The organism is uncultured Tenacibaculum sp. (assembly GCF_947494125.1).
Lineage (GTDB): Bacteria > Bacteroidota > Bacteroidia > Flavobacteriales > Flavobacteriaceae > Polaribacter.
Genome location: NZ_CANLTU010000005.1, coordinates 157,220 through 177,378, shown reverse-complemented (window position 1 = coordinate 177,378; position 20,159 = coordinate 157,220). Strand labels below are relative to the sequence as shown.

Here is a 20,159-nt window from a genome sequence, read left to right as displayed (position 1 = left end):
ATTAATTTGATAAAGCGAAAATAAAAAAAACCTTTGTATAAATTACAAAGGCTTTTTAATAACTAAGTATATTAAAAATTACAGTTCTTTATTTTCTAAAGGCTCCTCTTTTTTTAAATGTTTATCTAAAAATTTTAATATTCTACTATTTGATTCTATCTGGTTTTCTTTCTTAACAAAACCATGTCCTTCATCGTTAAATAATACATATTCTACTGGTACTCCATTTTTACGGACACCAGCCACAATTTCATCTGATTCTATTTGTAAAACCCTTGGGTCTTTTGCACCTTGTAATACCATTAAGGGCTTAGTAACTTTATCGGTATGGAATAATGGTGAAATTCTTTTTAAACGAATAGAATCTGCCGTATGAGGGTTTCCTAATTCTTTATATAAAGCTTCTCTAAACGATTCCCACCAAGAAGGAATACTTTTTAAAGTACGCATCCAATTTGTTACCCCATAAATATTTACACCAACAGCAAATTCTTCAGGTGTATAAGTTAGTGCAGCCATTGTCATGTATCCGCCATAAGAACCTCCAATGATTCCTATTTTATCAGCGTCAATTTGAGGTTGTTTTGCTAGCCAATTTTTACCTTCTACACAGTCTTGTAAATCTTTTTCTCCATGGTTTAAATCATCCATTGTAAAAAAAGTTTTTCCATAGCCACTACTTCCTCTATTATTTACAGCTAGTACAGCATAGCCATGATTTACTAAGAATTGTATTCTAGAACTAAAGTTTTGTCGCGATTGCCCACCTGGCCCACCATGTACCCAAACTAAAGCAGGAACTTTATGGTCTTTATTAGCTTGATGAGGTAGGTAATATATTGCAGGAATCGTAACTCCATCAAAAGAAGGGTATCTAATTACCTTTGCATTTACCAAATCGGAAGCATCAATTTCTTTATTTAATACATCGGTTAGTTGTGTTTGTTTTTTAGTTTTTAAATCATAAACATATAAATTTGAAGGAGTATGAGAACCGCCAGCATAAAAACGCATCATAGATTCGTCTCTAGAAAATCCAACACTAGTAATACTTTTACCATCTACATTAGGCAATTCAATATTTTCTCCAGTGGCAACGTCTAAAACTTCAATAACGTTTTTAGCATCTTCATTTACATAAGTAACTCTATATTTACCGTTATTAGTAAAATAACTTCCAGAAACATCCCAATCTTTCTTTAGTACTTTCTCTATTTTCCCACTAGCAATATTATATTTCATTAAACTAGCAAACTCTCCATCTGCATCAGTTGTATAATAGAAATCAGTATCATTGGTAGAAAAATCAGCAGCAGAATTTCCGCTTAGTGTTTTATTAATTTTTGTAGTTTCATTTTTAGTTCTATCAAATAAAAATAAATCACTATCGTTCGTGTTTACTGTTTTACTTAAGGCAAAGAAGTTCCTGTTATTTGATATAGCTGCAACATTATATCCTTCTTTATTTTCATATAACATTTTTGAAGTAAAATTCTCGATGTCCATTTCATAAACATCCATAAAACGTTTATCTCTTTTATTAGATGCAAAAAAGAAAGTTTTTTCATCTTTAGACCATCCATAAAAACTTGCCCTAGCTCCTTTTTCTGGAGTTAATTCTTTAGTGCTTCCATCTAAATTACGCATATAGATATGGTAAATTTCATCTCCATTATTGTCCATTCTGAACAACATTCTATTGTCTTTTGGAAAATACGAAGTTCCAAAAACAGAAGAACTATCTGAAGCAGTAATTGGTGTAAATGCTCCGTTTGAAGTTGAAACGGTATACATGTTATATATACCAGATCGATTACTAGTAACTAATAATTTTGATTTGTCAGGAGAAAAGCTTCCACCAAAAACACTTTCATTATCCATCATTTGTTCAATGGAATATTTTTTGAGTGTTTTAGAAATGCTATCTGCTTCTTTTTCTTTTGTTTTACATGCTATTGTAGATAATGCGATAACAAAAAGAAGTGTTAGTTTTTTCATTGTATTAGGTTTAACTTGTTGGTAGCTATAAATATAACGATTATTTTACTGAAAAGTTTTTGGTTTCTTTAAAAGGGGAGATCACAATTTTTTCTGTGCTACTGCGGTATGTTTTCCAATCGTTATTAAAGAATTTATTTGTACTGTCTAAAGCTTTCTCTATAGCTTCTTTTGCTTGATTAATAAGTGTTTTTTCAGTGTCCGTAATTTTTGGTTTGCTACCAACGTACCATTGAGCTGTACCAATTCGTTGATTTACATTTACTTCGGGGCTTCTTACAATTCCTTGACGTTTATCTACTTTACCTAAAAATGTTGTTAAAAGAGTATCTATCTTTTTTATAATATCAGTAGAAGCTTTAATCTCTTTTTTATACAGTTTTTTGTCTTTTTTAGTTAATTTACTTTTAAAGTTTTTTGCTGTATTCTTACTTTCTACTAATTGCTTTACTGCCTCTGAAATAGATTTTTGATATCTTTCTAACTTTTTACTTAAATTATATTTTTCTTCAATATTTTCTTTTGACACTTTATATCTTGGATCACTTTTTACAGTAATATTTTGTTCAGATATTTGGTTACCAAAAGTTGTTTTTATTTTATAAGTTCCTGGTTTTACACGAACACCGCTAGGCTCTTTTTTAGATTTACGAATACGTCTAGAAGGTCTTGGTACACCTTTTTCGCTCATATACCAAGTACCTTTTTGTAAACCGTTTTCTTTTGGGGTTTTTCTTTTTATGGTTCTAATAAGACGAGTACCATCAAATATTTCAAATTTAATTGAGTCCCATTTAATAGTAGGTTTTTCGTCTTTCAAAGTTTTTACCTTCTTATCCTGTTTAGGCTTATTTATATAGTATGATATTAAGGCTCCACGAGATCTATTTTCTCCGTTATAAAGAGCATCAGCTCCAAACCTACTACCTGTAGGTTGTTGGTAGCTTGCTTGATATGCAATTGGAGGTTCGAATAAAACAATGTTTTTTTGTAATACCTCAGGATTCATAGCAATTGTTCTTAAAGGTCTTATGTCATCTAATACCCATGCAGCTCTACCAAAAGTACCAATTACTAAATCGTGTTCTCTAGGATGAATTACTAAATCTTTTACAGAAACAGAAGGGAATCCATTTGTCCATTTAGTCCATTTTTTTCCAGCATTTAAAGAAATGTATAAACCATCATCGGTTCCTAAAAATAAAAGATTAGGAGTTATTGGATCTTCTACAATAGAAAGAGCATAACTTACCACATCATCTTTGTTTACAATGCGTTCCCATGTTTTTCCATAGTTTCTTGTTCTATATACATATGGAGTATAATTAAAACGTCTATAATCATTAGCTACCAATAAAGCTTCTCCGTTGTTTTTATTTGAAGCTTTTATTTGAGTAATCCAACTGCCATTTGGTAATCCTTTAATGTTTTTTGTAATATTAGTCCAAGTTTTACCATCATTTTGTGTTATTTGAACATTACCATCGTCAGTACCAATCCATAACATGTCTTTTTCTAAAGATGAAGGTTCTATAACTAAAATAGTACAATGATTTTCAGCTCCAGTGGCATCAAGCGTTAAACCGCCACTTTCACTTTGTTTTTGTTTGCTTTTATCATTGGTGGTTAAATCTGGTGAAATTACTTCCCATGATAAACCTTTATCTGTTGATTTATGGACAAATTGACTACCAAAATATAATGTTGAATTATTAAAAGGATCAATGTTTATTGCTGCATTCCAGTTAAAACGTAGTTTTACTTTTGGATCTGAATGTGTTGGACGTACTGTATAGTTATTCCCTGTTTTATAATCGTAACGAGATACATAACCTTGCTGACTCATAGACCAACCATAGCGAGAATCATCTTTATCAGGTATAACATCAAAGCCATCACCAAAGCTAATTTCTTGCCAATAAGAATTTCTTATTCCTTGTGCTTTCCATACATAAGCAGGGCCTCTCCAAGAACCGTTATCTTGCATTCCTCCATAAACATTATAAGGGAATTCATTGTCTACATTTATGTGATAAAATTGTGCAACAGGTAGGTTTCCAATAAAGCGCCATGTTTTACCACCGTCTTTGGTAATGTTTAAACCACCGTCATTTCCATCAATCATAAATGAACCATCTTCTGGATGTATCCACCAAGCATGATGATCTGGGTGAACTCCATTTGAAACACCATAAGCAGGCATTAATTGTTTAAAGTTCTTACCTCCATCTATAGATTTGTTTATATATGTAAAAACAGTATATAATTGATTTTCATTTATAGGATCAACATAAATTTCTGAATAGTAAAATGGACGATTACCAATTCCTTTTTTATCGTTTACTTTTTTCCATTTAAAACCACCATCTTCACTTTTGTACAACGCATTTTTCTTAGCTTCTACCAAAGCATAAATAGTGTTTGGATTACTTCTAGAAATAGCAATTCCAATTCTTCCTAAATCTCCTTTAGGAAAGCCTTCTTTCTCTGTGATTTTTTTCCAGTTATCACCACCGTCATGTGTTATGTACAATCCACTTCCTTTACCACCAGATTTAAAAAACCAAGGATCTCGTTTGTGTTCCCACATAGCAGCAATTAATTTGTTTGGATTTGATGGATCCATAATTAAATCGGCTGCACCAGTTTTTATATTGTTGTATAAAATTTGCTTCCATGTTTTACCACCATCTATGGTTTTGTAAACTCCACGTTCTTTATGTTCACCCCATGGAGAACCTATCGCAGCTACATACACTATGTTTGGATTACTAGGATCTATAATAACACGATGTATATGACGTGTTTTTTCTAAGCCCATAGCTTTCCATGTTTTTCCAGCGTCTAAAGATTTATAAATACCAAAACCACCATTTAAGCTATTACGAGGATTTCCTTCACCAGTACCTGCCCAAATAACACTTGGGTTTGATTGTTGAATTGCTATTGCTCCAATTGAAGCAGTTAGCTCTTTTTCGAAAATTGGTTGCCATTTAATTCCTCCAGAAGTTGATTTCCAAATACCACCTGAAGCAGTACCTACATACATGACGTCTGGATTTTTATGGACTACATCTATAGAAGTTACACGGCCGCTCATACCTCCAGGTCCAATATTTCTTGGTTTCATGTTTTTTACCAAGTCCATTGAGAATTCTTGCGAAAATAGACTGTATGATAGTAATAAAGCTAAAAATAGAATTGCTTTTTTCATTACAGAGTTTAGTTTGTTGATTAAAACTTAAAAGTACTAATTAAACTCTTAAAAAAATGTTAACTATAAAGGTGAGTTTTTATTTTTATCTTGTAGAAGTAGAATAATTTTATTTAATTTATTGAAGCTTTATTTTTATTGATTAACACATTTTTAGACGTATTAACTAAACAAAAAGATAGGTTGTTACTCTTCTTTCTTTTTAGGTTCTCTTTTGGCTTCTTTAAGTGCTTGCATAAGCATCCATTCGATCTGTCCGTTAGTAGAACGAAATTCGTCTGATGCCCATTTTTCAATGGCTTTTATCATGTCTTCGTTTATACGAAGTGCAAATGCTTTCTTTTTTGCCATGTCTATTTTTTTACAAAAGTAACAAGGGGTTTTATTAACTCTTTGGTTGGATTTAAATTTAGTGTAAAGTAAGTTTGTTGATTTTTAGTTTGCGAATTTACTATTTTTAAAACACGATTTTGATTTACTGAACTAACATTTAATTTTTTAGAATTTAGTTCAAACGAATTATTAAAAGTTGATATTTCCTTTTTGTTGTTTTTAGGTTGATCAGTAACTAATATTTGTGAATTAGAAGCTATAGTCTTTTTAGATTTAAAATGAACATAAGCTATTATGATATTGAAAGTATAAAGAAATAGAAGTGTTATAATTCGTATCATAATAATTTATTTTTATAAGTTTCTAAAATTCGTTTTACATCACTTTCTTTCTGCGTACCTATAAGAAGCTTTTTATTATTCTTTAGCACTAATTGAATTCCTATATTTCCCGCTACATTAATAGCAATCCCTTTTTCTTTATTAAAAAGAGATTTATGAACTCCCCATCCTCCATATTCGCTAATAGGTTCATATTTTCTTACACAAACAGATTTTATATCTTCCCATTTTTTTACTCTAGTTTTAAAGTGAAAAGGGAAAAACTGATAATGAATTCCTATTTCATCTATTCTTGTTCTTAGTTTTAAAAAGAAGATAAAAGAAACAGAGAACACAATGCTGAAGAACGTTATTAGAAATTCTTTTGTGTTAAAAGAAGAACCTTGTTTTAAATACTCATTGAGCATTATAGCTATAGTAGTGCAAAGACTAATAGTTAATAAAATAATTAACCAAATTTGCGTAAAACGTTGTTCTTCTTTAAAAACTTTCATTTTATCTGTTTTTATCCTTTTCTAAAAGAGCTTCCACATTGGTGTCACTTACAGCATAAACATTTACAACTCTCCATCCTTGCTTGGCGTGATTATTTATTTCGTCTTGAAATTTTTCTCTTCCATTACTCCAGCTAAACTTTCTAGGTATAATTTTGTATTCTTTCATTTTATCTATTCTTGTCTCTTTCAAAAATTATCATAGGAGAGTTTTGCCCAATATGTTTAACTATCCAACCTTCTCTGGCGTGTTGATTAAGTAAGTCTTCATATTTCTTAACTCTATTCTTAAAACCTAATTTGGGTATTGTAACTTTGTATTCTTTCATATTTTAATGGTTTAAAGTTCCTGTGTTTAATACTGGTGAAGCTTCTTTATCTCCACATAAAATAACTAATAAATTACTTACCATGGCAGCTTTTCGTTCTTCGTCTAATTCAACAATGTTTTTTTCATTTAATGCTTCTAAAGCCATTTCAACCATATCAACAGCACCTTGTACTATTTTATGACGAGCAGCAATAATAGCTGTAGCTTGTTGTCTTTTTAACATGGCACTAGCAATTTCTTGAGCATAAGCTAAATAACCAATTCGAGCTTCTAAAACTTCAATTCCTGCAATAGACAAACGCTCTTCTAATTCTTTTTCTAAAGCTTCGCTAACTTCATTTACACTAGAACGTAATGTAATATCTTCTTCATGACCTTCATCAGCAAAATTATCATAAGGATACATACTAGCTAGTTTACGTACTGCAGCGTCGGTTTGAACACGAACAAAATTCTCATAGTTGTCTACATCGAAAGCTGCTTTATAAGTTTCGGTAACTCTCCAAACCAAAATTGTAGATATCATTACTGGATTACCTAATTTATCATTCACTTTTAAACGTTCGCTATCAAAATTACTAGCTCTTAATGAAATAGTTTTCTTTTTATATAAAGGGTTTGCCCAAAACAATCCATTCTGTTTTACGGTTCCAACATACTTACCAAAGAATAAAAGCACTTTAGAAGAGTTTGGGTTAACTAAAATGAATCCTAAGGCTAGTATAAATCCTGTGATAGTCATTAGAATATATACAGGATTTTCGTTTTTTATAGTTAAAATAATACCTCCTATAAAAAGAGCTAGTACGATAAAAAACATTAAGTATCCGTTGGCAGGTTTTATAATTTTTTCTTCTTTCATTATGTTTTGATTTAAAAATGATATTAAAATGATATCACAAAGATATAGGTAATTTTATGTTAAATCCAAATTTTTGAGCAAATATTTTTATATTTTAGCGGAAATTTAATAGGAATTTATTTATGAAAGTCAAGGTATTACTACTGTTTAGTGCATTTTTAATAAGTGTTTCAGCTATAGCAAATAATGAAGATGTTTGGGGGCCAACCGGCCATAGGGCTACAGGAAAAATTGCTGAAAATCATTTAACAAAAAGAGCGAAACGAAAAATAGATAAGTTATTGCAAGGTGAAAGTTTAGCTTTTGTATCTACCTATGCAGATGAAATAAAGTCGGATAGAAAAAAATACGGAAAATTTTATACTTGGCATTATGTAAATATGCCATTAGATGCTCATTATAAGGATGTAGAGAAAAACCCTAAAGGAGATTTAATTACAGGTATTAAAGAGTGTGTAAAGGTTTTAAAAGATGAGAATAGTTCTGTTGAAGACAAGCGTTTTTATTTAAAAATGTTAGTGCACTTAATGGGCGATTTACACCAGCCTTTACATATTGGACAGAAAGAAGATAAAGGAGGAAATACTATACAGGTGCAATGGCACGGAAGAGGTTCTAACTTACATAGGGTTTGGGACGAGAACTTGATTAATAAGTGGGATATGAGCTATTTAGAATTGGCTGATAATGCTAAACACTTGTCTAAAGAACAAATTAAGGCTGTTCAAAATGGAGATGTAATCGATTGGATGAAAGACACACATAAACTTACTAAAAGAGTTTATGGATCGGCAAAATCTGGAGATAAATTACGATACCGTTATTCGTATGATTATTTCCCTGTAGTTAGAGAACAGTTACAAAAAGGAGGATTACGTTTAGCAAAATTATTAAACGATATTTTTAGCTAAAAAATACTTAAAATAACAAAAAACTCGAAAGATTGTCTTTCGAGTTTTTTGTTGTTAATGTTTCGTTAATTCACATAATTGAATAGTATAATCATTTAATTTTGAGATAAATAAAAGATAATATGCGTAGATTAGGATACTTATTACTCTTTGTAGCCGTGTTAGTTTCTTGTAAAAAAACACCGAAATCAACTGAACCTCAGTTAGAAGGTGTTAAAATTACTACCTTAAATTATGAGAAATTAAAACCATTACTACATAAAAATGATGGTAAAACGTATGTAATTAATTTTTGGGCAACTTGGTGCATACCTTGTGTAAAAGAATTACCTGCTTTTGAAAAACTAAACAAAGAGTTTAAAGATAAAAATGTTGAGGTAATTTTAGTAAGTCTCGATTTTTCAAGGCAATTGGAAAGTAATCTAATACCGTTTATTAAAGATAAAAAACTACAATCTAAAGTACTTCATTTTGACGATAGTAATGAACAATTTTGGATTAAAGATATTGCTGAAAATTGGACAGGATCTATACCTGCAACTTTAATATACAATGCTAAGAAAAGAAAGTTTTACGAACAGCCGTTTCATTATGAAACCTTAAAAAATGAATTACAAACCTTTTTAAATTAATTAATTATGAAAACTTTTAAAATAGTAGTACTACTTGTTGTAATAGCTACAATTTCAGCATTTACAATAAACAACTCTAAAGGGTATAAAGTAGGAGATGTTGCTTCTGACTTTCAACTTAAAAATGTAGATGGAAAAATGGTTTCTTTATCTGATTTTAAAGAAGCTAAAGGGTTTATTGTTGTGTTTACATGTAATATGTGTCCGTATTCAGTAGCGAATGAAGATCGATTAATAGCCTTAGATAAAAAATATAAAACAAAAGGATATCCTGTTATAGCTATTAATCCAAACGATCCAAAAGTATCAAAAGGAGATAGCTTTGAAGGCATGAAGGTTAGAGCTAAGGAAAAAGGGTTTACATTCCCGTACTTATTTGATGTAGCTCAAAGAGTATATCCAATGTTTGGTGCTACTAAAACTCCTCATGTTTATATATTAAATAAAGACAATGGAAAATTAATGGTAGAATACATCGGAGCGATAGATGATAGTTCTCGTGATGAAAGTAAAGTATCAGAACGTTTTGTTGAAAATGCGGTAAATGCTTTGTTGAAAGGAGAGAAGCCATCAAAAAACAATACACGTGCAATAGGGTGTTCTATTAAGGATAGAAAAAACTGGCAATAGTAATTAAATTACTATTATAAATAAAAAATCCCGAGTTCATCAACTCGGGATTTTTTATTTATAATTGATTTTTGTAAACTTAATTTGGAGAAGGAATTTAATTATTTGTCTAAAAAATTCTGATAAGCATTTTGGCTAATAGCTTTTCCTAAAGAATCTAATCTTTGATAGTTTCCTTTTTGTATAACGGGTTTGTTACTTACATAATCGTAAACAAAAGCTCCATTTTTAGAAATGGTGCCAAACCCTTTGTTAAATACATAATGCACATATTGGTTATTAGAAGTATTAAAAATGTGTTTGCCAAATTCGAATTGTTTCGAATCTCCTCCTAACATATCTGTTAAAGTGTATGCGAAATCGCTTTGAGCACTGTAATTATCAATAGTAATACCAGTTTTTATTAGAGCTCCACCTATCCAAACCATTGGGATTTTAAAGCGTATGGGTGAGTTGAAATAACCTTTGTGAACAGGTAATGGGTGTCCATGATCGGCCATAATAACAACTAAAGTATTATCCCACCATGGTTGTTTTTTAGCTTCTTCAATAAATTTACCTATGGCTTTATCTGTATAGGCTTGGGCACTTCTGTATAAATTGGCTTCAGAGTTTTTTCCAAATTTATAGGTGTCGGGAAATTCATAAGGTTCGTGACTCGTAAGGGTTAAAGCAACTTGAAAAAAGGGCTGTTTTATATTAGGTTTAGATAAATCTTTTATAAAACGATCTAAAAAAATATGATCGTGTGCTCCCCATTTAGAATTCCAATTTTCTTTATCAAATTCCTTACCATCAACAATTTTATCAATATCACCGTTACGTAAATAAGTAATCATATTTCCAAAATTACTATCACCTCCATAATAAAACCCTGTATTGTACCCTAAGTTTTTCATCTCTTTGGTTAACATAGGTAAGGATTTCGATTTATGAGGCATTTTCATAATACTTGTGGTAGGTTGTGGATAATAACCACTTAGAATAGCAGGAACTCCTTTGTCTGTTCTGTCTCCATTACCATAAAAATTAGTAAATAAAATACCCTCTTTTGCAAATCGGTTTAAGTTTGAGGTTACATCAGGTTCTCCGCCAAGAGCACCAACTGCTTTTGCAGATAAACTTTCCCAAATAAGTAAAATTACATTTGGTTTTTTTGTTTTTAAAATAGAGTCTGTACCTACTAATAATTCACTTCTTGTCTGATTAATGATGCTTTTTGCTATATCTGACTTGTAATGTACGTATGGATTTTTATCATCTATTTTGTGTGTAAGTGTATTGGCGAAGTTCCATATAAAGTTTATAGCTGCATGATTAGCAAACATTTTTGTAGAAAAATATACATTACTTTGGTTGATAGGAATGTTTGCAAAACCTCCTCTAATAGGGATAATTAAAGATCCAATTAGTAAAAGGAAAATAGGGGTTTCTAAAAAAGATCCCTTATTTAAAAGGTTACTAACTTTATTTAATACTTTATTAAAAAAATAAGTAACGGTTAATGAAAGAAGTATCCAAATTAGTATTCCACCAATTAGTTGTAAGGTAGAAACTGAAGCCATCATTATTTTGGGTGTATTAATATAATTTAGTAGCGTAGAATCTATACGAACTCCCCAAGATTTGTATAAAACAATATCAACCAACATAAATAAGTTGATTATAAAAATAATAGGAAATGTATACCCTTTTATTAGATTCAGTACAGTTTTTTTTGGAATCCAAATTGAAAAAAGAATAATTAAAAAAGGAATTGCGGCTAAATAAGCAGCAAAAGAAAAATCTAATTGAATCCCATAAAAAAAGGTTTTAAAGGAAGTTGTAAAACCAAGTTCAGCAGTTTTATCAAAATAATAAGATAGAAACAGAAATCGAGCAAATAAAAAATAAATGACCCATAAAAGGTAATAGGTAATATTAAAAAGAAATCTTTTTTTTAGGTTATTCATTAAGGGAGATTTAGGGATTTTTGTAAGGTCTTGTAAGGTCTTGTAAGGTCTTGTAAGGTTTTGTAAGGTTTTTAAAGGGTTATTCGGTAACTTTTAAGCGAGCTTGAGCGGTAACAGAAATATCGGAATAAGTACCGTTTAAATATTTTAAATATCCAGCGATAGCAATCATTGCAGCATTGTCTGTCGTATATTCAAATTTAGGTATATAAGTAGTCCATTTCCAGTGTTTTTCTGCTAATGTTAATCGTTTACGAATTTCTGAATTAGCTGATACTCCACCTGCGATAGCAATATGTTTAATATCGGTTTGCTTTACAGTATTTTTTAGTTTATCCATTAAAATTTCAATAATGGTATATTGAATAGAAGCGCAAATATCATTTAAATGTTCTTTTATAAAATCAGGATTTTCTTTTTCTTGCTTTCTAATGAAGTATAAGATTCCTGTTTTTAAACCACTAAAACTAAAATCTAAATCACCAACTTTTGGTTTCGTAAATTTAAAAGTTTTTGGGTTTCCTAATTGGGCATATTTATCAATTAACGGGCCTCCAGGGTAAGGTAGCCCAAGTATTTTCGCAGATTTATCAAAAGCTTCACCAACTGCATCGTCAATGGTTTCTCCTAAAATCTCCATTTCAAAATGATTGGTAATTTTTACAATTTGAGTATGTCCTCCACTGATGGTTAAGCATACGAATGGGAATGGAGGGGTTTTACAGCCTTCTTCTTCAATAAAATGGGCTAAAATATGCGCTTGCATATGATTTACATCTATCAAAGGAATATTTAATCCTAATGCTAAAGATTTTGCAAAAGAAGTTCCTACTAATAAAGAGCCCATTAAACCAGGGCCACGTGTAAAAGCGATCGCATTTAAATCATGTTTTGTTATACCTGCTTGTTCAATAGCTTGTTGTACTACTGGAACAATATTTTGTTGATGTGCTCTTGAAGCGAGTTCAGGAACTACACCACCATATTTAGCATGCACTTCTTGGTTTGCAACTACATTACTTAATACTTTTCCGTTATAAATTACCGAAGCACTTGTGTCGTCGCAAGAGCTTTCAATACCTAATATGTAAATGTTTTTTGTACTCAATTTATTTCAAATTAGATTGCAAAAATATCGATATTGCGTTAGATTTTCGTTAAAATTGATATTTCTTTAAAATAAGGCAACATTTTTGCAGTTAGCTGATTACATTTGTTAGTTAGTTTATAAAGGGAGAAATTATTAAAAAAGCGGGTAAAATATTAGGAAAATTACTTAAGTACGTGTTGCTTTTTTTAATCCTGCTTATAATTTTATTATCACTTCCTGTAGTTCAAAGTAATTTAGCAAAACAGGCAACCAATTGGCTTAATAAAGAATACAATACTAATATTGTAGTAAAAAAAGTAGATTTATCTTGGTTGGGTAGTGTACAGCTAAAGGGAATTGAGATTCGAGATCATCATAAAGACACCCTTATTTTTGTTCAAAATTTAAGCACTTCGCTTTTAAATGCGAAACGTATTTTAGAAAATAGTGTAAACTTAGGAGAAGCTTCTTTGAGTGGCGCTTATTTTAATATGCGAACTTACAAAGGGGAGAAAAATGATAACATGTCTATTTTTATTGATAGTTTTGAAGATGGCAAACCAAGAGATAGTTTATCAAATCCATTTGTTTTAAATAGTGATAAGATCTCATTAAAAAATTTCACTTTTAAACTATTCGATGATAATAAAAAAGATCCTTTAGAATTTGCAGCATATAATGCTGGAGGAGATTTAAAGAACTTTTCAATAATAGGACCAGATGTTTCTCTAAAAATTAGAGAAATGTATTTTACAGAGAATAGAGGTGTTAAAATATCTAACTTATCTACTGATTTTATTTATACAAAAAAATATATGCAGTTTGATAATACTGTGTTAGAGACTAATAATGAATCTAAAATAGAAGGAGATATAAAGTTAACTTATAATCGTAAAGATTTCGCAAACTTTAACGATAAGGTAAATGTTAAGGCAAAGTTTTCTAAAAGTGCACTTTCTGTAAAAGATTTAAGCAAGTTATATAAAGAATTAAGTGGTAATGATATTGTTTATTTTACGGGAGATATTAGTGGTGTTTTAAATAATTTTAGTGCAAACAATGTAAAGCTGTATTCTAAAAAAGGAATGAGAATTGTTGGTAACATGGGATTTGTAAATGCTATAAAAACAAACAGAGGCTTTGTTTTTGATGCAGATTTAGATAATGTAACAGCAAATTATTTTCAATTAAAAAGTGTATTACCTAATTTATTAGGAAGAACACTACCTACAGAATTTCAAAGATTAGGTAATTTTACACTTCAAGGAATTGTTAGAGTTACTCCTGAACAAATGGATGCAACACTTTCGGTCGATTCAGAAATAGGAACTACAATTTCTGACCTTCAATTAACTAATATTGATAATATTGATGAAGCTACTTATGTTGGAGAGGTAGAGTTTAAAGATTTTGATTTAGGTGTGTTTGCTAATGACCCCGTGTTGGGTAAAATATCTTTGAAAGCAGATGTAAATGGAAGTGGATTTAATGTAGATAATATAAATACAATACTAATAGGTAAGGTTAGTAGCTTAGTTTTTAACGAATATGAATATAAAGACTTAATAGTCAATGGTCAGTTTCAAAATAAAAAATTCGATGGACTATTAAAAGCTGAAGATGATAATTTTAAATTAAAATTTGAAGGGCTTGCTGATTTTTCATCTGAGATTAACAAATTTGATTTTGTAGCTAATATTGATAAAATAGATTTAAAAAAGACAAACTTATTTACTCGTGATAGTATTGCTGAATTAAAAGGAAATGTCAATTTAAATATTTCAGGAAATACTTTCGATGATATAATAGGAAAGGCAACGTTTAAAAATTTAGTGTATACAAATCAAAAACAAAGCTACCCGTTTAAACGATTTGAAGTGAATTCTTCAGTAAAAGACAGTATAAAAACTATTGAAATTGATTCAGAAGATATTGTAAAAGGGAAATTGAAAGGGAAGTTTTCTTTTGGAGAATTAATACCTATTACACAAAATGCTCTTGGTAGTGTATACACAAATTACCTTCCTAATAAAGTAACACCAAACCAGTTTCTAGATTTTGATTTTACAATTTATAATAAAATAATAGATGTGTTTTTACCTAAAATATCAATAGGAAAAAACACAAGGTTAAAAGGAAGAATTAATTCAGATAAGAATGCATTAAAACTAACATTCAGTTCACCTGAAATAGAGGCATATAAAAATATTCTTGAGAACGTGGTGTTAAGGATGGATAACAAAAATCCTTTATATAATACCCACTTAACAGCAAGTAAGATTAATACAGAATATTATAATATAGAAAAGTTAAACTTGTTAAACAGAACTCAGAATGATACGTTGTTTTTTAAGTCGGTATTTAAAGGAGGAAAGGATTACTCTGAACATTTTAGCCTAGATTTTTATTATACAATTAACGAATTGCAAAAATCGGTTGTAGGAATACAAAAATCGACCTTAAATTATAAAGGATTCGATTGGGTTATTAATCCGAAAAATGATCAAAAGAATAAAGTTGCATTTGATCTAAAAGAAAATAATTTTTCTATAAGTCCATTTGTTTTTAGTTCTGGAAAACAGAAAATTAAGTTTAAAGGAGTTGTTAGAGATAGTACCTATAAAGATTTACAAGTTAACTTTGAAAAAGTGAAATTGGCCAGTTTTTTACCTCCAGTTGATAGCTTGAAATTGAAAGGAAATTTAAATGGAATTATAGACTTTAAACAAGAGAATAAATTATTAGCTCCTAAAGGAAACTTGCTAATTGAAAACTTTCATATCAATAATTATTCTCAAGGAGATTTAGCTTTAAATGTAACAGGAGATAATTCATATGAAAAATATAATGTTAACCTTTCTTTAATTAGTGAAAAAGCTAAGAACATTTCAGCAACAGGAGGTGTAGATTTTTCAAAAGAAAGACCAATTATAGATTTAAATGTCTTTTTAAAAGAATATGAGATTGCGGCTTTTAGTCCTTTAGGAGAAAATGTATTAAACAAGCTTAGAGGAAAAGTAACGGGTGATTTTACTGCAAAAGGATACTTGAATAATCCAGATTTCCAAGGTATTTTGAATTTTGAAGATGCGGGATTAACTTTCCCATATTTAAATGTAGATTTTGATCTAAAAGGAAATACCAGTGTTGTATTAAATAAGCAAGAATTTAAGTTGAATAATATTTTACTTGAAGATACAAAACATCAAACGCAAGGGACCTTATCAGGAAGTATTGCGCACCAAAATTTTAAAGATTGGTATTTAAATTTAGATATAGATACAAAGAATTTATTAGTCTTAGATACTGAAGAAAAAGAAGAAGTTCAGTATTATGGAACCGGGTTTTTAAATGGAAATGCCAAAATTAGGGGACTTACAAATAATTTAGATATTGTTGTAAATGGAAGTACTAATAAAGGTACCGTATTTGTTATACCTCTTAGTGATGTTAAGACTATAGATAATTATAAACTAATTCGTTTTAAAACAGGGAAGCCTGAAGATGCAGAGAGAAATAAGACAATAAAAGATATCAAAGGTTTAGATTTAACTATCAATTTAAACGTAACAAAAGATGCTCTAGCTCAAGTTGTAATAGATAAAGTGTCGGGAAGTGAATTAAAAGGAAGTGGAGAAGGGAATTTAAGAATAGATATAAATACCTTAGGTAAATTTAATATGTATGGAGATTTTACAGTTGATAATGGGCTGTATAACTTTAAATATGCAGGAATATCAAAACCTTTTAATGTTCAAAAAGGAGGAACTATATCTTGGGACGGAGATCCTTATGATGCAGAATTAAATTTAACAGCGATATATAAAACAAAAGCGAATCCAGCTCAATTATTAGATAACATTAATTCAAATCGTAAAATTCCGATTGATTTATACACGAAAATTACAGGAAGTTTATTCAATTCAAAACAAGAGTTTGATATAAAGATTCCAAATGCCAATTCAACAGTGGCGTCAGAATTAGAATTTGTTTTAAATGGAAATGATTTAAATACAAAAATGCAGCACTTTTCATTTTTATTAGCTTTTGGAACATTTTATAACGAAGATGCTATAGGTAATAGTGCAGCTTCTGGTTTAACCGGTACAGCATCAGAAATTGCAACTAATATATTAACAAATATGTTAAATAGTAAAGGAAGTAAATTTCAGTTAGGTTTAGGGTATACCCAAGGAGATAGAGGAAATGTAGATAATTTAAGATCAGATGATCAAGTAGATGTTTCTATTTCAACTCAACTAAGCGATAGAGTTCTTGTAAACGGTAAAGTAGGAGTTCCAGTAGGAGCAAATACACAAACGAGTGTAGTAGGAGAGGTAAAAGTAGAGGTGTTATTAAATGAAGAAGGAAATTTAAGAGGAAATGTTTTTAATAGACAAAATGAGATACAATATTCAACAGAAGAAGAGGGGTATACACAAGGAATTGGTATTTCATATCAAGTAAATTTCAATAATTTATCTGAACTTGGAGAAAAATTAGGGTTGAAAAAGAAGAAAAAAGAAGTTAAAAAAGATACTATAATAACACCTAAAAAGAATAAATTAATTAGATTTAAATCTAAAAAGAAAAAAAAAGAATAACCAAACTTACATATGAATAGAACAAGTAAAGATTACCTAGTAATTATGTTAAAGGGAATTGCTATGGGTGCTGCCGATGTGGTTCCAGGAGTATCAGGAGGAACTATTGCTTTTATTTCAGGAATTTATGAAGAGCTTTTAAGTTCAATTAGTAATGTTAATTTAAGTTTATTTAAAACTTTAAAAGAAAAAGGGTTTAAGTCTGCTTGGGAGCAGTTAAATGGAAATTTTTTAGCATCACTTTTTGTTGGGATATTTATAAGTATTGTCTCGCTAGCAAAAGTAATTTCATGGTTACTAGTAAATCATCCAATTTTATTATGGTCGTTTTTCTTTGGATTGGTTTTAGCAAGTGTAATTTATATAGCTAAGCAGATTACTAAATGGAACATTATATCAATTATTTTATTAATTGTAGGAGCGGTTTTAGCATATTATATAACAACGATGAACCCATTGGTGTCTGAAAATTCATCAACTTTGTTTATGTTTTTTGCTGGAGCTATAGCTATATGTGCAATGATTTTACCTGGTATTTCAGGATCTTTTATTTTAGTACTTTTAGGAGCATATAAACCAGTTTTAGCAGCAATTAACAATCGTGACTATACAACTATAGCAGCAGTCGGTTTAGGGGCAGTTATTGGGTTACTATCTTTTTCTAGGGTATTAAAATACTTATTTGCAAATTATAAAAACTATACGCTAGTAGTTTTAACTGGATTTATTATTGGGTCATTAAATAAAATATGGCCTTGGAAAAAAGTTTTAACATATCGTACAAATTCACATGGAGAACAAGTTCCTTTTAATGAATTGTCAGTATCTCCACTCAATTTCGATGGAGATTCTCAATTATTATATGCATCTATATTAGCAGTAATAGGGTTTTCATTAATTTTATTATTAGAAAAATTAGCAGTAAAACAACAGTAGAGTTAAAATACTACAGAACCTAATAGAATAAGAATGTATAACGAACGTACATTATTGCAAAAGATAAACCTTTTTTTAAAAGGGTTGGCTATGGGGGGAGCTAACAAGGTGCCAGGAGTTTCAGGAGGTATGGTGGCCTTTGTAATGGGGTTTTATGAAGAACTTATTTTTACATTTCAAAGAATAAACGGAAAGGCATTTAAGCTGTTTTTAAATGGGCGATTTAAAAGCTTTGCTCAGTATACAAACATACAATTTTTAGCACTAGTTATGTTAGGAAGTATGTTTAGTTATTTTAGTGTTTCTTTAGTATTAGATTATTTTTTAAAGAATTATGAACTCTATGTTTGGGCATGGTTTTTTGGAATGATTATTGGTTCAATATATTATATATCAAAAGATTTTAATGATTGGAGGTTGAAGAATGTAGTTTCTTTAATTATAGGAGCTTCTATTGGAATAGCTATAAGTTTTATGACTCCAGCAAAAGAAAATGATAATCTTTGGTTTGTTTTTGTTTGTGGAATTATTGGAGTATCAGGGATGACACTTCCAGGATTGTCAGGTTCATTTATATTAATTTTATTAGGTAATTATGTACTTCTTTTAGTAGATAGTGTAAATGCTTTAGGAAGTGTAGTTACGAGCCTTTTATCTGGTGATTTTGAGGTGTTGAAAGATCAAACTAAAATAAGATACTTGAAAGTAATTTCGGTATTCACAGCAGGTTCAGCTTTTGGACTGGTATCGATATCACATGTTTTAGGATATGTTTTAAAGAGGTGGCATCAGATAGTGACTGCGGTTATTATTGGATTTATTACAGGATCGCTTGGTATTGTATGGCCTTGGAAGGAAACTATATATAAAGTAAACAATGATTCATTTTTATTAGACCGAAATGGAAATAAAATTGTTGAAAATTACGAACGCTTTATGCCTGATTTTTCAACACAGGAAACTTGGGTTTCAATGACTTTTATTTTACTAGGTATTATTTTAATTTTAATTATAGAATTTTATGGAAGGAAAAGGAAGTAAAAAACTTTTCGCTTTAGTAGGAAAAAACATATCGTATTCTTTTTCAAAAGGATATTTTACAAAAAAGTTTAAAGACTTAGATATAAAAAATAGTGAGTATATTAATTTTGATATTCAATCAATAAAAGAATTATCAAGTAAAATAAAAGAAAATAAAAACAATTTAAAAGGAATGAATGTAACAATTCCTTATAAATTGGAAGTGTTTAATTATCTAGATAAAATAGATAAAAAAGCGCTAAAAGTAGGTGCTGTTAATACTATAAAAATATCAAAAAAAGGAAAATTAAAGGGGTTTAATACAGATGTTTATGGTTTTAAAAAATCGTTAAAACCTTTGCTAGCAAAGCACCATAAAAAAGCATTAATTTTAGGTACAGGAGGAGCTTCAAAAGCAGTAGCATATGTGTTAGAGGATTTAGGAATTAAATATAAGTTTGTTTCAAGAAATCCAAAAGAAAAAAAAGAGATAGCCTACAATACTTTATCTAAAGAATTAATAGAGTCATGTTTATTAATTATTAATTGTACTCCTCTAGGAACACATCCAAATATAAATGATAAGCCAGATATACCTTATGAATATTTAACTTCAAATCATTTGTTATACGATTTAATATATAACCCGTCAGAGACAACATTTTTAAAAAAAGGAAAAGAAAAAGGAGCTGATATAAAAAATGGGCTAGAAATGTTAGAACAACAGGCAGAAAAGGCATGGAGAATTTGGAATAAGTAGAACTATAATTCACTTAAAATAAAGTTTGGTATTTTATAAGAATGCGTATCT

The 20,159-nt window shown here is 29.7% G+C and carries 17 protein-coding genes; 7 read left to right on the top strand and 10 right to left on the bottom strand.

Annotated elements, in window-relative coordinates; genetic code table 11:
• Positions 1-78: 78 nt before the first annotated feature.
• The 8 genes from Q0881_RS10550 to Q0881_RS10515 all read right to left on the bottom strand — a co-directional run bounded on the left by Q0881_RS10550 (position 79) and on the right by Q0881_RS10515 (position 7,573).
• Positions 79-1,998, bottom strand: coding sequence for a S9 family peptidase (locus Q0881_RS10550; RefSeq protein WP_299159897.1), 1,920 nt, complete (start codon positions 1,996-1,998; stop codon positions 79-81).
• A gap of 40 nt (positions 1,999-2,038) precedes the next feature.
• Complete coding sequence (locus tag Q0881_RS10545; protein ID WP_299160010.1) at positions 2,039-5,146, bottom strand: hypothetical protein; 3,108 nt, start codon at positions 5,144-5,146, stop codon at positions 2,039-2,041.
• Between the two features lie 252 nt (positions 5,147-5,398).
• Positions 5,399-5,563, bottom strand: a complete 165-nt coding sequence (locus tag Q0881_RS10540; protein ID WP_182124936.1) for an Arc family DNA binding domain-containing protein — start codon at positions 5,561-5,563, stop codon at positions 5,399-5,401.
• 2 nt (positions 5,564-5,565) lie between these two features.
• Positions 5,566-5,886 (bottom strand): hypothetical protein, encoded by a 321-nt coding sequence (locus Q0881_RS10535; RefSeq protein WP_299159893.1) that lies wholly within the window; start codon positions 5,884-5,886, stop codon positions 5,566-5,568.
• Positions 5,883-6,380: a hypothetical protein gene (locus Q0881_RS10530; RefSeq protein ID WP_299159891.1), complete on the bottom strand. Its 498-nt coding sequence runs from the start codon at positions 6,378-6,380 to the stop codon at positions 5,883-5,885. Before Q0881_RS10530 ends, Q0881_RS10535 begins: the two co-directional genes overlap by 4 nt.
• A gap of 1 nt (position 6,381) precedes the next feature.
• Entirely contained in the window at positions 6,382-6,549 is a 168-nt protein-coding gene (locus Q0881_RS10525) for a DUF4177 domain-containing protein (protein WP_299159889.1), read from the bottom strand.
• Position 6,550: 1 nt separating this feature from the next.
• The gene (locus tag Q0881_RS10520; protein ID WP_150900623.1) at positions 6,551-6,709 is read right to left on the bottom strand and encodes a DUF4177 domain-containing protein; all 159 of its coding nucleotides are present in this window, start codon (positions 6,707-6,709) and stop codon (positions 6,551-6,553) included.
• 3 nt (positions 6,710-6,712) lie between these two features.
• Positions 6,713-7,573: an SPFH domain-containing protein gene (locus Q0881_RS10515; protein ID WP_299159887.1), complete on the bottom strand. Its 861-nt coding sequence runs from the start codon at positions 7,571-7,573 to the stop codon at positions 6,713-6,715.
• 122 nt (positions 7,574-7,695) lie between these two features.
• Here Q0881_RS10515 and Q0881_RS10510 point away from each other — a divergent pair, with 122 nt between their 5' ends.
• From Q0881_RS10510 to Q0881_RS10500, 3 genes are all read left to right on the top strand, one after another.
• A complete protein-coding gene (locus Q0881_RS10510; RefSeq protein ID WP_299159884.1) occupies positions 7,696-8,484 on the top strand; it encodes a S1/P1 nuclease in 789 nt (262 codons plus the stop codon).
• A gap of 122 nt (positions 8,485-8,606) precedes the next feature.
• Positions 8,607-9,116 carry a TlpA family protein disulfide reductase gene (locus tag Q0881_RS10505; protein ID WP_299159882.1) on the top strand — a complete coding sequence of 170 codons (510 nt, stop codon included), beginning with the start codon at positions 8,607-8,609 and terminating at the stop codon, positions 9,114-9,116.
• Between the two features lie 6 nt (positions 9,117-9,122).
• Positions 9,123-9,746: a thioredoxin family protein gene (locus Q0881_RS10500; RefSeq protein WP_299159879.1), complete on the top strand. Its 624-nt coding sequence runs from the start codon at positions 9,123-9,125 to the stop codon at positions 9,744-9,746.
• A gap of 101 nt (positions 9,747-9,847) precedes the next feature.
• Here Q0881_RS10500 and Q0881_RS10495 read toward each other — a convergent pair whose 3' ends face one another.
• Entirely contained in the window at positions 9,848-11,698 is a 1,851-nt protein-coding gene (locus Q0881_RS10495; protein WP_299159877.1) for an alkaline phosphatase family protein, read from the bottom strand.
• A 79-nt stretch (positions 11,699-11,777) separates the two neighbouring features.
• Complete coding sequence (gene tsaD / locus Q0881_RS10490; protein ID WP_299159875.1) at positions 11,778-12,806, bottom strand: tRNA (adenosine(37)-N6)-threonylcarbamoyltransferase complex transferase subunit TsaD; 1,029 nt, start codon at positions 12,804-12,806, stop codon at positions 11,778-11,780.
• Between the two features lie 176 nt (positions 12,807-12,982).
• On the opposite strand from tsaD, the gene Q0881_RS10485 reads away from it, so the two are divergent.
• Genes Q0881_RS10485 through Q0881_RS10470 form a run of 4 tightly spaced genes read left to right on the top strand, consistent with a single transcriptional unit; the run spans position 12,983 to position 20,108 of the window.
• Positions 12,983-17,392, top strand: coding sequence for a translocation/assembly module TamB (locus tag Q0881_RS10485; protein WP_299159873.1), 4,410 nt, complete (start codon positions 12,983-12,985; stop codon positions 17,390-17,392).
• Positions 17,393-17,404: 12 nt separating this feature from the next.
• Complete coding sequence (locus Q0881_RS10480) at positions 17,405-18,328, top strand: DUF368 domain-containing protein (protein ID WP_299159871.1); 924 nt, start codon at positions 17,405-17,407, stop codon at positions 18,326-18,328.
• A 33-nt stretch (positions 18,329-18,361) separates the two neighbouring features.
• Positions 18,362-19,369: a DUF368 domain-containing protein gene (locus tag Q0881_RS10475; protein WP_299159869.1), complete on the top strand. Its 1,008-nt coding sequence runs from the start codon at positions 18,362-18,364 to the stop codon at positions 19,367-19,369.
• Positions 19,350-20,108, top strand: a complete 759-nt coding sequence (locus tag Q0881_RS10470; protein ID WP_299159866.1) for a shikimate dehydrogenase — start codon at positions 19,350-19,352, stop codon at positions 20,106-20,108. The genes Q0881_RS10475 and Q0881_RS10470 overlap by 20 nt, the downstream gene beginning before the upstream one ends.
• Positions 20,109-20,159: the final 51 nt, after the last annotated feature.